A 14,958-nucleotide genomic window follows, 5' to 3' on the forward strand; every position below is an offset into this window, starting at 1 on the left:
TTCAGTGTGCGCCGGGCGCCGCGCCCGGTGCGGATTGTGGACTCGTAACGGCGTCCACCACGCGTTCCATTTTCATGAAGCGCGAGCCTTTCACGAGATACGTCGCAGCCGCGCCGTATCCGGCCTGCTGCAATTGCGCGACGAGCGCATGCATGTCGTCGAAATGCTGTGCTTCGGTGCCGTAAGCGCTGCACGCGTCGCGCGACGCGTCGCCCAGCGCATACAGCGCATCGATGCCGCGCGCCTTCGCATATGCGCCGACTTCGCGATGAAACTCCGGCCCGTTGTCGCCGACTTCGCCCATGTCGCCCATCACCAGCACGCGCGGCGACGGACGCGCGGCCAGCACGTCGATTGCGGCGATCATCGAATCGGGATTCGCGTTGTAGGTGTCGTCAATCACGGTCGCGCCCGCCATCGCGCCGAGCACCGCGCGCTTCACCTGCAGGCGGCCCTTCACCGCGCCGAATGCTTCGAGGCCACGCTTGATCGCATCGAGCGCGACACCTGATGCGAGCGCTGCCGCCGTCGCCGCCAGCGCGTTGTGCGCGTTGTGCGCGCCGAGCACTTGCAGCGTGACGTCGACGTGGCCTTCGGGCGTATCGATGCTCAGCTGGTTGCCGTCGAGCGTGCCTTGAACGGCTGCGTGCGCCGTGTTGTCTGCTGTGTTCAACGCGAAATCGATGATGCGGCTGCCCGTCGCCGCGACGCGCCAGATGCTGGCGTAGGCGTCGTTGGCCGGAAACACCGCGACGCCTTCCGGCTTCAACGCGTGAATCACGGCCGCGTGTTCGAGCGCGACGGCCTCGACGGTCGCCATGAATTCCTGGTGCTCGCGCTGCGCATTATTGACGACAGCGACAGTCGGCTCGGCGATCTTGCCGAGCAGCGCCGTTTCACCCGGATGATTCATGCCGAGTTCGACGACGGCGAGCTTGTGAGCTTCGCTCAAACGGAACAGCGTCAGCGGCAAGCCGACATCGTTGTTGAAATTGCCCACCGTCGCGAGACGCGACGATTCGCCGACGGCTGCGGCGAAGATCGACGAAATCATTTCCTTGACCGTCGTCTTGCCGTTGCTACCCGTCACCGCGACGAGCGGCATCGCAAAGCGACGGCGCCAGCCGTTCGCGAGCGAGCCCAATGCCGTGCGCGTGTCGCCTGTCACGCGCAACGCGGGCACGTTGAAGTTCTCCGGCGTGTGCGTAACGAGCACCGCGCTTACGTTGCGCGCGGCAACATCCGCGAGAAAGTCGTGCGCGTCGAAGCGGTCGCCCTTCAGCGCGACGAACAGATCGCCGGGACCGCACGTGCGGCTGTCCGTGGAGATGCCGTCGAACGAAACCGATTCGTCGCCCGTCACCGTTGCGCCCGGAATGACGGCGGCTGCCTCACCCAGCGAAAACATCGCGTCACCTCGCCGGGTCATTCGCCACCTCCGCGTCCGTGCGTCGCGCGGGCCGCGAGCGCGAGCCGTGCGTGATCCTGATCCGAGAACGCGCGCTTCTTGCCCATGATTTCCTGCGTCGATTCGTGACCCTTGCCCGCCAGCACGACGACGTCTTCGCGCGCCGCGCAACGCACCGCTTGCAGGATCGCGCTCGCGCGGTCTTCGATGCGGCGCGCCTTCGCGTCGTCCTTTATTCCGGCTGCGATCTGGTCGATGATCTTTTGCGGATCTTCGCTGCGCGGGTTGTCGCTCGTCACGACGACGGCGTCGGCGCAACGGCCCGCAATTGCGCCCATCAGCGGACGCTTCGTCGCGTCACGGTCGCCGCCGCAGCCGAACATGCAGATCAGCTTGCCGCCGCGCGCATCCGCAATCGGGCGCAATGCCGTCAGCGTTTTTTCGAGCGCATCGGGCGTATGCGCGTAGTCGATCACGACGAGCGGTTCGTCGTTCTGCAAACGGCCGCCGAGACGCTCCATCCGGCCGTTCACCGATTCCAGCTTGGCGAGTTGCGCAACGGCGGCATCGAACGGCACGTCGGATGCGAGTAGCGCGCCGAGCACGCCGAGCAGATTGCTCACGTTGAACGCGCCAAGCGTGTTGACCTCGATGTCCGCGTCGCCCCAATCCGATGCGATATGAAACGCGGTGCCCGTCGCCGTCGCGTGCACATTCGACGCGACGATCGACGCATCCGCTTGCACGTCGGCGCGCTGCTCGAGCGCATAAGCGATCGCCTTTGCGTGGCCCTTCGTGCTCGCGATCATGCGGCGGCCCGCTTCGTCGTCGACGTTGATGACGGCGGCCTTCAGTTCCGGCCACGCGAAAAGACGCGCCTTCGCCGCTTCGTACGCGTCGAAGGTGCCGTGATAGTCGAGATGGTCCTGCGTCAGATTCGTGAACACGCCGATGCTGAACGCCGTGCCGTTCACACGTCCCTGATGCAGCGCGTGCGACGAGACTTCCATCGCGACGCCTTTCGCGCCCGCCGCGCGCAGATTCGCGAGGCTGCGCTGCAATTGCGGCGCATCGGGTGTCGTGAAGCCGGTATGCACGAGCTGGCCCGGCATGCCGCTGCCGAGCGTGCCGATGATCGCGCACGGCTCGCCGAGCGCCGTCAGCGCCGCCGAGATCCAGTTCGTGCACGAGGTCTTGCCGTTCGTGCCCGTCACGCCGATCACGCGCATCGCGTCGCTCGGGTCGCCGTACCACGCGCTCGCGACCGTGCCCGCCAGTTCGTTCAGGTGGGGCACGGCGAGCGTCGTCGCCGCGTCGATGTTGCCGCTGAAACCGTCGGATTGCACCAGCACGGCTGCTGCGCCGCGCTCGATCGCGTTGTCGATGAAAGGACGGTTGTCCGCGCCGTCGACGGCATAGGCGAGAAACACGTCGCCCGCCGCGATCGTGCGGGTATCGGCGTGCAAATGTGCGCCTGGCTGCACGCGTGCGCGCAGCCAGACAAGCGCGTCAGCAATCTGCTGTTGCGCCGGATGAGAAGAACGCAGCGCACTCATCGAACTACTCCGGGGCGGTTCTTCGCGTTGTCTGAAATCGTCAATTTCTTCGGCGCTGCATGCGTCGCGAGTCTTTTCGCGCCGTTCGCTGCCGGTTGGGATGCTGCCGCGGGCGTGGCAGGATTCACGTCGTCGGATACGACCATCTGCTTGACGGGCTGATCGGGCGGCACGTTCAGCGAGCGCAGCGTATCGCCGGCGATCGACGAGAACACGGGGCCCGACACCTGGCCGCCGAAGTGACTGCCCGCCGTCGGCTCGTCGACGGATACGGCCACCACGATGCGCGGATTCGGCATCGGCGCCATGCCGACGAACGACGCGCGGTACTTGCTGTGATCGTAGCCGCGTCCGACGTGCTTGTACGCCGTACCCGACTTGCCGCCGACTCGATAGCCCGGCACCGCCGCATCCGGCGACGTGCCGCCCGGCGAGACGACGGTTTCGAGCATCGCGCGCACTTCACGCGCGGTGGTCGGCGAGAAGACCTGCGGGCCCGTCATCGGCTGATCTTTCGGCGTGCGGAAGATCGACACGGGCATGATCTGGCCGTCGTGTGCAATCGCCGTGTATGCGCGCCCGAGCTGGAACAGCGACACCGAGAGGCCGTAGCCGTACGACATCGTCGCCTGCTCGATCCGTCGCCAGCTTTTCCACGGACGCAGACGGCCCGCCGCCGCGCCCGGGAAACCGACCTTCGGCGCCTGGCCGAGACCGATGCTGGTGTACATGTTCCACATTTCTTCGGGCTTGAGCTGCATCGCGATCTTCGTCGCGCCGATGTTGCTCGACTTCTGGATCACACCGCCGACCGTCAGCACGCCGAACGCGGAGTCGTCGGTGATCGGCGCGCCGTCAAGCACGAAACGGCCGCCGCCTGTATCAACCAGTGTAGTCGGCGTGACGCGATGCAGGTCGAGCGCGAGCGAAACCGTGAACGGCTTCATGATCGAGCCCGGCTCGAACGTGTCGGTCAGGATGCGGTTGCGCAGCTGGTCGCCCGTCAGGTGCGAGCGGTCGTTCGGGTTGTACGTCGGGTAATTGACGAGCGCGAGCACTTCGCCCGTGCGCACGTCGATCACCATCGCGGCGCCCGCCTTGGCCTTGAACTTCTGCACGGCCGCCTTGAGGTTCGTGTACGCGATGTACTGGATCTTGCTGTCGATCGACAGATCGACGTCCAGACCGTTGTGCGGCACGACCTGCTCGTCCACATCCTCGACGATGTGGCCCATGCGGTCCTTGATCACGCGGCGGCTCCCCGCCACGCCCGCGAGCAGCTTCTGGTCGCCGAGCTCGACGCCTTCCTGGCCTTCGTCCTCGACGTTCGTGAAGCCGATCAGGTGGGCGGTGATCTCACCTTCCGGATAAAACCGCTTGTACTCGGTGCGCTGATAGATGCCGGGAATACCTAGCGCTTCGACTTTCGCGGCCACCTCGATGGGCACCTGGCGCTTCACGTAGACGAACGTCTTGTCTTCCGACAGCTTCTTGCGCAGTTCCGGCTGCGTCATGTCGAGCAGCTTGGCCAGTTGCGCGAGCTTGTCCGCGCCGAGATCGTCCGGCACCGATTCGGGAATCGCCCAGATCGCGCGCACGGGCAGGCTCGTCGCGAGCACGAGGCCGTTACGGTCGAGAATCTTACCGCGCGTGGCGGGCAGCTCCAGCCGGCGCTGATAGCGGCTTTCGCCCTGCTTCTGATAGAACGCGTTGCCCGGACCCTGAATCCAGAACGCGCGCCCCGCGAGCGCGACGAACGCCATGAAGAGCAGGAACACGACGAGCTTCGAGCGCCACATCGGCAGGCGCACCGAAAGAATCGGATTCGCCGAGAACGCGACGCTCTTGTTCTTGTTCGACGATTTCTTCATCGCGTGCCTCCACGAACGTTCGTGGCGGGCGCCGAAGCCGGCGCGGAAGTGGGGATCGGTGCGTCTTCGGCCTTCGCCGAACCGGCGTCGAGCGTCAGATATTGCGTGCGCCCCGTGGTCGCGCCCTGCATCTTCAGCGAGTCGGTCGCGATCTGCTCGATGCGCGAAGTCTTCGACAACGCGCTCTGCTGATATTGAAGCTGCGAATAGTCCTGCTGCAGCTGGCGCTCCTGCGATTGGGCGCGCTGCAACTGGATAAAGAACTGACGCTGCTGGTTCGTCGCCTTGACGACGGAAAGCGCACAACCCATTACGACGATCAGCAGGAAGATGTTGAGACGATTCATGGCGCGATCCGCTCCGCAACGCGCATCACGGCGGAACGGGCGCGCGGGTTGGCGGCGACTTCGGCGTCGCTCGCGAATACGCGGCCTAGCAGTTTGAGCGGAGGGCTCGGCAGATCGACGGCGCGGATCGGCAGGCGGCGGTCGACAGCAGGCGCGCTCGACTGCGCCTGCATGAACCGCTTGACGATCCGGTCTTCGAGCGAATGAAAGCTGATCACGACCAGCCGCCCCCCTTGCTCCAGCAACGACAATGCTGCTTCTAGTACGACTTGCAGCTCCGCAAGCTCTTGATTGATGTGAATCCGTATAGCCTGAAAGGTGCGGGTTGCCGGGTCCTTACCCTTCTCACGGGTTTTGACGACGTTAGCCACGATTTGGGCAAGCTCGCCCGTGCTGACGAGAGGCCCAAGACGGTCGGACTCTGCCCGGCGAGCAGCAAGCGCCTTTGCAATCTGAAAAGCAAACCGTTCTTCCCCATAATCCCGTATCACCTCCGTCATTTCCTGCACCGTGGCCCGCGCCAGCCAATCCGCCGCGGACTCGCCGCGCGTCGGGTCCATCCGCATGTCGAGCGGGCCGTCGGCGCGGAAACTGAAACCCCGCTCCGGATCGTCGAATTGCGGCGACGACACGCCCAGATCCAGCAACACCCCCGACACACGCCCTACCCCGCGCGCGCTCATCGCGTCACGCAGTGATGCGAAGCTTTCATGCACGATCTCGAAGCGCGGATCGGCGATCTGCTGCGCGGTGGCGATCGCGAGCGGGTCCTTGTCGAAAGCGATCAGACGCCCCGCCTCGCCCAGCCTTGCCAGCACCGCCCTGCTATGACCGCCACGCCCGAACGTACCGTCCACATAGACGCCGTCCGTGCGCGTGACGAGCGCATTCACCGCTTCTTCGAGCAGCACCGTGCGATGCTGCAATTCGTTACCCATCGCAGGTGCCATTTCCGATTACCTGCGTTCAGAATGTGAAGTTCTTCAGAGACTCGGGCATGCCCTGCGCCATCGCGGCCTGCTCTTGCGCGTCGTAGGTTTCCTTGTCCCAGATCTCGAACCGGCTTCCCATCCCCAACAACATCACTTCCTTTTCCAGCGACGCCGCCTGGCGCAACTCCGGCGCGATCAGCACGCGGCCGGCGGTATCCAGTTCGACGTCTGCTGCACTACCGAGGAAGATGCGCTGGAACCACTTGGCATCCATCGGCAGGTTGACGATCTTGGCGCGAAAGACTTCCCACTCGGGGCGCGGAAACAGCAACAGGCAGCCGTCCGGATGACGCGTGATGGTCATCCGTCCTTCTGCCTGTCCTTGCAGCGCATCCCGATAGCGAGCCGGGACGGACATCCGCCCCTTCGCATCGAGTGTCAGCGCTGACGCCCCTTGGAACACTTCGCTCCCCTTTTGTCAGGGCGGTGAAAGATGCCGCCCGATTCTGGAAATTTACCGGAGAAAGCGCGTGGGATCACACAAAAAAACACTTTCTCACACTGTCTCCCACTTTAGAGTAACCCCCAACACCGGTCAAGGGAGACGCACGCTTTTTTGACGAATTTTGTTTGCAAGAACAAGGACTTAGCGCCGCTTGCTCACGCAGCATGCAAAATGGAAAACCGTTATAAATGAATGAGCTAGTGAGACTTGTGAAGGTGATACGTGAAAAGTACGAAGGAAAAGCGTGGCGGGAAAGCGTTCTGGTAGGACGAAAGGCGCGGGCCGACTGAGGATTTGGAGCGATTTTACGGACGGCGCGGAGAGCGCCGCCCACTTCAGGCGAATAGCGTTGAATCAGGTCAAACGTGGTACGCGGTGCGCGTCATGATTTTGGACGCCGCACGCATCAGCGCGCGCGCCGGGAACGGCAACTCAGCACCGCCCGCGTCCGTCGCGGCCTTGCCGTGGGCAACTTCATCGATGCGCATCTGCTCGACGATCGCACGCGACTCGTGATCGCCTTCCGGCAACGTAGTGAGATGACCGCCAAGGTGCAACTCGACCTGCCGCTCTGTCTCGGCCATGAAGCCGAGACTCACCCGGTCGCCGAGGCGGCCAGCCGCGAAGCCGATCGCGAGGGCGCCAGCATACCAGAGTGGATTGAGCAGACTTGGACGCGAATCGAGCGCTTCGAGGCGCTTGTAGGTCCACGCGAGGTGATCTTCCTCTTCGCGCGCGGCATGCTCGAACGCCTGCTTGAGCGCCGGCGAGCGCGTCGCCAGCTTTTGCGCCTGATAAAGCGCTTGTGCGCACACCTCACCGACATGATTGACGCGCATGAGTCCCGCCGCATGCGCGCGCTCTTCATCAGTCAGTTCGACGGACTCGACAGACGCAGGTGGAACAGGCAGCGGACGCGACATCCGCGACACCCCGTTTATTGAGCGTAAACCCCGATCAAACTCTGCAATCAACTCATCAATCAGCATCTTGGCCTCCACGACGCGGCGCTCGCACCACTCCCCGCAGAGCCTTGTACATCAAGGGTTTGCGGCTGACGACAAAAAAATCTTAAGGGTGGTTCCGACGGCCGATTTTCGATTTTAGACCATGTTGCGTAAACGAAACAGCGCTCCGGCGGGCGCCCTGCTTTTTCTTTGTTCACTTAGGTGTCTTTGTTACATTACGTGCAACTTCTTTACGAAGTTACGCAAGGCCGCAACGCAGATAAATATTTGCCTTGTTTGAAAATAATTCGCAATTCCTTGGAGATCTTTCGATGAAAAAGTCGCTTCTCGCTCTCGCAGCATTGGGCGCGTTTGCAGGCGTCGCTCATGCGCAAAGCAGCGTGACGCTGTACGGCATTATTGACGAAGGTTTTAACATCAACACCAACTCGGGCGGGAAGCACCTGTACAACCTGTCGAGCGGCGTTCTGCAGGGCAGCCGTTTCGGCATGCGCGGGACGGAAGACCTCGGCGGTGGCCTGAAGGCAATCTTCGTGTTGGAAAACGGCTTTGACGTGAACAACGGCAAGCTGGGTCAAGGCGGCCTGATGTTCGGTCGTCAGGCTTACGTCGGCCTGGGCAGCCAGTTCGGCACGGTCACGCTGGGTCGTCAGTACGATTCCGTCGTCGACTACGTCGGTCCGCTGGAAGCGGGCGACCAGTGGGGCGGCTACATCGCTGCACACCCGGGCGACCTGGACAACTTCAACAACGCGTACCGCACCAACAACGCGATCAAGTACACGAGCGCGAACTACGCTGGCCTGACGTTCGGCGGTATGTACAGCCTGGGCGGCGTTGCGGGCGACTACTCGCGTAACCAGGCATGGTCGTTGGGCGTCGGCTACAACAACGGTCCGCTGGTGTTGGGCGCTGGTTACTTGAACGTTCGCAACCCGAACGTTTCGTTCTTCGGCAACAGCACGTCGGGCACGGTCAACGCTGCGAGCTCGAACGTCTCGTCGCCGGTGTACAGCGGCTACGCTTCGGCTCATACGTATCAGGTGATCGGCGCGGGCGGCGCATACACGTTCGGCGCAGCGACGATCGGCGCAACGTACTCGAACGTCAAGTTCTACGACATCGGCTCGGGCTTCGCATCGCCGGCCTTCGCAGGCCAGACGGCAACGTTCAACAACGGTGAAATCAACTTCAAGTATCAGTTGACGCCGGCTCTGCTGGTTGGCGCTGCGTATGACTATACGCACGGCAGCAGCCTGAACGGCCATGATTCGGCGAAGTACCACCAGGGTTCGGCTGGCGTCGACTACTTCCTGTCGAAGCGCACGGACGTCTACCTGATCGGCGTGTACCAGCACGCTACGGGCACCGATTCGACGGGCAAGCAAGCTGTTGCAGCAATCAACGGTCTGTCGGCTTCGTCGAACAGCAACCAGTTCACGGCTCGCGTCGGTATCCGCCACAAGTTCTAATAAGTTGTGAATGCGTAGTACCCTCGAGGGCGCCTCCGGGCGCCCTTTTTTATTTGCGCGGCCTTTGTTGTGTTCGTGATGTGCGCCACCGTCCTGGCGATTGCCCATTTGCCGCTTCGCAAATGGAAACGACCCAATGACGAAGCGTCATTGGGCCGTGCTTTCACTGCGGCGCGCCGGCTGTTTCAGTAGCCCGTCTACGCCCTTTTCCCGTCGTTCACGCGCCGCGCGCGCTCAAGCCCGACCGTCGCGCAGTTCGCGACGCAAGATCTTGCCGACATTGCTCTTCGGCAGTTCCTTGCGAAACTCGACGATGCGCGGCCGCTTGTAGCCCGTCAGTTGGTCTTTGCAGAACGCGAAGATGTCGGCGTCAGTGATCGCTTCGTCTTTCTTCACGATGAAGAGCTTTACCGCTTCGCCCGAGTGCTGGTCCGGCACGCCAACGGCCGCCACTTCGAAGACGCCCGGATGTTTCGCAACCACATCCTCGATTTCGTTCGGATAGACGTTGAAGCCGGACACGAGAATCATGTCCTTCTTCCGGTCGACGATTTTCACGAAGCCGTCTTCATCGACGGTCGCGATGTCTCCCGAGCGGAAGAAGCCGTCAGCCGTCATCACCTTCGCCGTTTCGTCCGGACGGTTCCAGTAACCCGCCATCACCTGCGGACCCCGGATGCACAACTCGCCCGCCTGGCCGACGGGGAGTTCGTTGCCGTCGTCGTCGCGGATCGACACTTCTGTCGACGGCAGCGGCAGACCGATCGTACCGCTGTACTCGGTGACGGTAGCCGGATTGCACGTTACGCACGGCGACGTCTCCGACAGGCCATAGCCCTCGATGATCGGCGCGTTCGTGCGCTCGAACCAGCGTTTCGCGACGGCTTCCTGCACGGCCATCCCCCCGCCGTTTGCCACAAGAAGATTCGAAAAATCCAGCTTCGAAAAGTCCGGATGATTGAGCATTGCGTTGTACAGCGTGTTGACGGCTGGGATGGTCGTAATCTTGTAGCCGTGCAACGACTTGATCATCCCGGCGATGTCGCGAGGATTCGGAATGAGCACGCCGAGACCGCCCGTCCGAATCGTCAGCAGCCCGCACACGGTCAGTGCAAACACGTGATAAAGCGGCAGCGCGACGACGGTGACGAACTGGTCGATGTCCGGGCGCTTCGAGCGCGCGGGTTCGAGCCACACGTGCGACTGCAGCACGTTCGCAACCAGATTGCGATGCAGAAGCGTCGCGCCCTTTGCAACGCCCGTCGTGCCGCCTGTGTACTGAAGAAATGCGACGTCGCCCGGACCTTGCTTGACGCGCGCGAACCGGCTGCGAGCGCCTTCGGAGATGACGTCGTTGAAGCGAACGTGTCCGGGAATACTCCACGCGGGCACCATCTTCTTCACGCGGCGCACGACGAAATTGACAAGCATGCCTTTCGCGCCCATCAGATCGCCCATCGACGCCACGACGATATGCCTGACCGACGTATTTCGCACAATCGCCTGCAACGTGAGCGCGAAATTTTCGAGCAGGATGATCGCTTCTGCGCCGCTGTCCTTCAGCTGGTGTTCCAGCTCGCGCGGCGTGTAGAGCGGATTCACGTTCACAACGACATTTCCCGCGCGGAGGATCGCAGCGATGGCGACGGGATACTGCAGGACGTTGGGCATCATGATCGCGATACGCGCGCCGCGCGCGATGCCTTTTGACTGAAACCACGCGGCAAGCCGCATGGAGAGGCTGTCGAGTTCGCCATACGTGATCTGCTTGCCCATGCACGCGAACGCCGGCTTCGCGCGGTTCGCACGGAAGCTCTCTTCCAGCATCGCGGTGATCGACTCGTACTGGGTGGGATCGATCTCTTTGGGTACGCCGGGCGGATACGATTTCAGCCAGACTTTTTCCATACGGCGTCTCCTCCGTGATTTTCGAATGGTCGTGCTAAAAATCGCATCGTAGCATGCGCTGACGCGTGACTATTCGCGGTTAGCCCCAGTTAGACGATGCACTCGAAAGCGCGGACCAAGGGCCGAGAATGGCGTGGCGCGGGGGGAACCTCCGCTGCGCGTTCAGAAGCGACTCAGACTCGCTCGACTTCGACGAGGCAGTCGTAGAACGTCGCTGAGCCGCCCAGATCGGTCAGCGCCTGGCTCGTCACCTGATTGGCGTTGCGGCCGTCGGGAGCGAGCTTCTTCCACCAGATCGACAGGCCGACGACGAGCCCTGCGCGCGCCTTGTCGGTGACGCGGGCGCGCGCCTGCATCGAGCCGCGATCGTTGAAGATGCGGACCTGATCGCCGTCGTGGATGCCGCGTTCGGCGGCGTCGCCGGGATGGATGTCGAGATGCGGTTCGCCTTCTGTCGCGCGCAGGCTTTCGACGTTCACGAACGTGCTGTTCAGGAAGTTGCGCGCCGGCGGGGAAATCATCGCGAGCGGGTAGCGCGCGGCGAGTTCGGGCGAGCCGTCCGCCGACTCGTAAGGCGGCAAATAATCGGGCACGGGTTCGAGGCCGGCTTGTGCGAGCCGCTCGCTATAGAACTCGCATTTGCCTGACGGCGTGCGGAAGCCTCCGTTCGCGAACGGCGCGTCGGGAACATTCAGCTTCGCCCAGCCGTCGCGCTTCAAGGTTTCCCATGTGACGCCGTCGAGCATCGGATCGTCCCAGCGGTAGGCCGACGACGCGACCTTCTCATCGCTCTCGTACAGCGCCGGTTCCTGGAGCCCCATCGCGCGCGCGATGCCGCGGAAAATCTCCGTGTTCGGGCGCGCCTCGCCGACGGGCGGAATCGCGGGCAGGTTGACCATCACATGCGTGTGCCCGTACGACTTGTGAATGTCGAGATGTTCGAGCTGCGTCGTCGCGGGCAGCAGCAAATCGGCGTAATCGGCGGTGTCGGTCTCGAAATGCTCGAGAACGATCGTAAACAGGTCGTCGCGCGCGAAGCCCGCTGCAACACGCTCCGAATCCGGCGCAACGGCCACGGGGTTCGCGTTGTACACGACAACCGCTTCGATCTTCGGGCCAAACTCTGCGTCGCCCGGATTGCATAGGGCGTCGCCGATCGCGTTCATGTTCACGACGCGCGGTTGGTTCGACGGCCAGCCCGGCATCAGATCGGGCCGCGCCAATGCGTGCGAATCGACTGGCGCCCAACCCGACGATGACATCAGCAGACCGCCCGAACGCTCGCGCCATGCGCCCGTCAGCGACGGAAGACATGCGACCGCCCGCACCGCATTGCCGCCGCCACGCACGCGCTGCATGCCGTAATTCATGCGGATTGCCGCCTTTTTGGTGCTGCCGTAAAGCCGTGCGAGATCGATGATCGTCTGCTCATCGATCCCGCAAATTTCAGCCGCGCGCGAAGGCGAATAGTCGAGCGCGCGCGCCTTCAATGGCTCGAAGCCGAGCGTATGGTCGGCGATATAGGCGTAATCGAGCATGTCCTCCGCGATCAGGACATGCATCATGGCGAGCGCGAGCGCCGCGTCCGTGCCGGGTTTCAGCGCAACATGCTGGTGGCATTTCTCGGCAGTGAGCGAGCGGTACGGATCAATGGCGATCAGACGCGCTCCGCGGCGCTTCGCCTCTTGGGCGCGCGTCCAGAAATGCAGGTTCGATGCGATCGGGTTCGCACCCCAGATCAGAATCAGCTCGCTCTCGTCAAAAAACTCGGTGAGCATGCCGAGACTCGCGCCGTACGTATATTTGAGACCCGCGGCGCCCGCCGCTGCACAGATCGTGCGGTCGAGTTGCGACGCGCCGAGCTTGTGGAAGAAGCGCTGCGCAATGCTGTCTCCCTGCACGAAACCCATCGTGCCGGCGTAGCTGTACGGCAAAATCGCCTCGGGCGCGCGGCCCGCGATTTCCGACAAGCGCTCCGCGGCGAGATGCAGTGCGTCATCCCAGCTGATCGGCTCGAATCGCCCTTCGCCTTTCCGGCCGACGCGGCGCATCGGCGTCGTCAGCCGACGCGGATGATGAACGCGATCGGCGTAACGGCTCACTTTCGTGCACAGGACGCCCTGCGTCGGCGGGTGGTCCGGGTCGCCAACGACCTTCACGGCGCGGCCGTTCTCGACAGTCACGCGCATGGCGCAGGTATCGGGACAATCGTGCGGGCAGACGGCGCGAGCGAATTCAGCGTGAGCGTTCATATTGATTTCGAGCGGAGATTGCGCGAGTGAAGGCCCTGATTCTATTACGTTCCCCTCATCCGATCTGACACGCGGCCGTCAAAAACAGCGATGGGCGTAGAATTAATTATCACTCTCTCCGGAATCGACCGTCCGGATAACACTGCTCACTGCCACTTTCTCAATCCATCATGAAACTGATCCCCGAAATCCAAGCCGCACGCGGCGAAATTCAGACTCTCCGACGAACGATTCACGCTAATCCAGAATTGCGATACGAGGAGGCGCAAACGGCGTCATTGGTGGCAAAGACGCTGGCGGGGTGGGGAATCGAGGTACATGAAGGCATCGGGAAAACCGGCGTCGTTGGCGTGTTGAAGCGTGGCACGGGAACGAAGTCGATTGGATTGCGCGCCGACATGGATGCGCTGCCCATCCACGAACTGAACACGTTCGATCATCGCTCCAAAAACGAGGGAAAAATGCACGCGTGCGGGCATGACGGACACACGGCGATGCTGCTCGGTGCGGCGCGGCATCTGGCGAAGGAAGGCGATTTCGACGGTACGATCGTGTTCATTTTCCAGCCGGCCGAGGAAGGCGGCGCGGGCGCGAAGGCCATGATCGACGATGGGCTGTTTACGCGCTTTCCTGTCGATGCTGTGTTTGGCATCCACAACTGGCCCGGGATGCCGGCGGGCAATTTCGGTGTGACGGAAGGGCCGATCATGGCTTCCAGCAACGAATTTCGCATCGAAATCAAAGGCGTGGGCTCACACGCGGCGCTACCGCACAATGGCCGCGACCCTGTATTCACCGCGGTACAGATAGCCAATGGCCTGCAAAGCATCATTACGCGCAACAAGAAGCCACTCGACACGGCGGTGCTGTCAATCACACAGATCCATGCCGGCGATGCCGTGAACGTCGTGCCGGATGAGGCGTGGATTGCAGGCACGGTGCGGACTTTCACCACGGAAACGCTCGATCTGATCGAAACCCGGATGCGGAAAATCGTCCAGAGCACGGCCGAGGCCTACGACTGCTCCGTCGAAATTTCGTTTCACCGTAACTATCCGCCCACGATCAACAGCAGCGACGAGGCGCGGTTCGCGGCGTCGGTGATGAAAGAGATTGTCGGCGACGAAAACGTCGACGACGCCGTCGAGCCGACGATGGGCGCCGAGGATTTCTCGTTCATGTTGCTGGCGAAGCCGGGATGCTACGCGTTCCTCGGCAACGGGGACGGTGGGCATCGCGAGTCCGGCCACGGCGCCGGGCCGTGTATGCTGCATAACGCCAGCTATGACTTCAACGACGATTTGCTGCCGGTCGGGTCCACGTACTGGGTTCGGTTGGCGCAGAAATTTTTGGCTGGGCGATGAAGAGTGTGGGCGCGGGTGGCGCCCATCAGTCGATGGAGTGGGTGCCTGTTGTTTCGCGCGTGACAAACCACGGATCATAACTGACCGCTGCGGACGAACGCCTGAGTGCGCTCAATGCGTTGCGAACGGACTACGTTTCTACAGGGCTATCTGTCGGGAGGGAAGGTTTAGCAGGGCGCAGACGCCAGGCCATGACGGCGACGACACGTTTTGCGCAGGTATTGTGCTGGCGGACAGCGCCGCCCGGAGGAAGGTAAAAAAGCGCGGCGCCGTAAACGGCCACGGCCCCGCCTTTTGGGGGCGGGGCCGGGACGTGTATAAGGAGCCTGACGATTACCTACTTTCACACGGGCAATCCGCACTATCATCGGCGTG

Annotated in this window: 11 protein-coding genes; 2 read left to right on the top strand and 9 right to left on the bottom strand. The window is 62.6% G+C overall.

Annotation, left to right across the window (positions count from 1 at the left end):
• Nucleotide 1: 1 nt before the first annotated feature.
• From AABE10_RS25090 to coq7, 7 genes are all read right to left on the bottom strand, one after another.
• Nucleotides 2-1,429 (bottom strand): UDP-N-acetylmuramoyl-tripeptide--D-alanyl-D-alanine ligase, encoded by a 1,428-nt coding sequence (locus AABE10_RS25090; RefSeq protein WP_342935908.1) that lies wholly within the window; start codon nt 1,427-1,429, stop codon nt 2-4.
• Nucleotides 1,426-2,964 (bottom strand): UDP-N-acetylmuramoyl-L-alanyl-D-glutamate--2,6-diaminopimelate ligase, encoded by a 1,539-nt coding sequence (locus AABE10_RS25095; RefSeq protein WP_342935909.1) that lies wholly within the window; start codon nt 2,962-2,964, stop codon nt 1,426-1,428. Before AABE10_RS25095 ends, AABE10_RS25090 begins: the two co-directional genes overlap by 4 nt.
• Nucleotides 2,961-4,835 carry a penicillin-binding protein 2 gene (locus AABE10_RS25100; protein WP_342935910.1) on the bottom strand — a complete coding sequence of 625 codons (1,875 nt, stop codon included), beginning with the start codon at nt 4,833-4,835 and terminating at the stop codon, nt 2,961-2,963. Before AABE10_RS25100 ends, AABE10_RS25095 begins: the two co-directional genes overlap by 4 nt.
• Complete coding sequence (gene ftsL / locus AABE10_RS25105; protein ID WP_342935911.1) at nt 4,832-5,182, bottom strand: cell division protein FtsL; 351 nt, start codon at nt 5,180-5,182, stop codon at nt 4,832-4,834. The genes AABE10_RS25100 and ftsL overlap by 4 nt, the downstream gene beginning before the upstream one ends.
• Nucleotides 5,179-6,120: a 16S rRNA (cytosine(1402)-N(4))-methyltransferase RsmH gene (rsmH, locus tag AABE10_RS25110; protein WP_342935912.1), complete on the bottom strand. Its 942-nt coding sequence runs from the start codon at nt 6,118-6,120 to the stop codon at nt 5,179-5,181. Before rsmH ends, ftsL begins: the two co-directional genes overlap by 4 nt.
• 28 nt (nt 6,121-6,148) lie before the next feature.
• Nucleotides 6,149-6,577 carry a division/cell wall cluster transcriptional repressor MraZ gene (gene mraZ, locus AABE10_RS25115; RefSeq protein ID WP_342935913.1) on the bottom strand — a complete coding sequence of 143 codons (429 nt, stop codon included), beginning with the start codon at nt 6,575-6,577 and terminating at the stop codon, nt 6,149-6,151.
• A gap of 401 nt (nt 6,578-6,978) precedes the next feature.
• On the bottom strand, nt 6,979-7,608 hold the full coding sequence (gene coq7 / locus AABE10_RS25120) for a 2-polyprenyl-3-methyl-6-methoxy-1,4-benzoquinone monooxygenase (protein WP_342935937.1): 630 nt from the start codon (nt 7,606-7,608) through the stop codon (nt 6,979-6,981).
• Nucleotides 7,609-7,898: 290 nt separating this feature from the next.
• Between coq7 and AABE10_RS25125 the strand changes: the two genes are divergently transcribed.
• The gene (locus AABE10_RS25125; RefSeq protein WP_342935914.1) at nt 7,899-9,059 is read left to right on the top strand and encodes a porin; all 1,161 of its coding nucleotides are present in this window, start codon (nt 7,899-7,901) and stop codon (nt 9,057-9,059) included.
• A 234-nt stretch (nt 9,060-9,293) separates the two neighbouring features.
• On the opposite strand, the gene AABE10_RS25130 is transcribed toward AABE10_RS25125, so the two are convergent.
• Together AABE10_RS25130 and AABE10_RS25135 are read right to left on the bottom strand one after the other, a co-directional pair.
• Nucleotides 9,294-10,967, bottom strand: coding sequence for a long-chain fatty acid--CoA ligase (locus AABE10_RS25130; RefSeq protein WP_342935915.1), 1,674 nt, complete (start codon nt 10,965-10,967; stop codon nt 9,294-9,296).
• A 173-nt stretch (nt 10,968-11,140) separates the two neighbouring features.
• Nucleotides 11,141-13,219, bottom strand: a complete 2,079-nt coding sequence (locus AABE10_RS25135) for a molybdopterin oxidoreductase family protein (protein ID WP_342935916.1) — start codon at nt 13,217-13,219, stop codon at nt 11,141-11,143.
• 170 nt (nt 13,220-13,389) lie between these two features.
• On the opposite strand from AABE10_RS25135, the gene AABE10_RS25140 reads away from it, so the two are divergent.
• Nucleotides 13,390-14,583 carry a M20 aminoacylase family protein gene (locus AABE10_RS25140; protein ID WP_342935917.1) on the top strand — a complete coding sequence of 398 codons (1,194 nt, stop codon included), beginning with the start codon at nt 13,390-13,392 and terminating at the stop codon, nt 14,581-14,583.
• The last annotated feature ends 375 nt before the right edge of the window (nt 14,584-14,958 follow it).

It is taken from the genome of Paraburkholderia diazotrophica (assembly GCF_038900755.1).
Classification (GTDB): domain Bacteria; phylum Pseudomonadota; class Gammaproteobacteria; order Burkholderiales; family Burkholderiaceae; genus Paraburkholderia; species Paraburkholderia diazotrophica_A.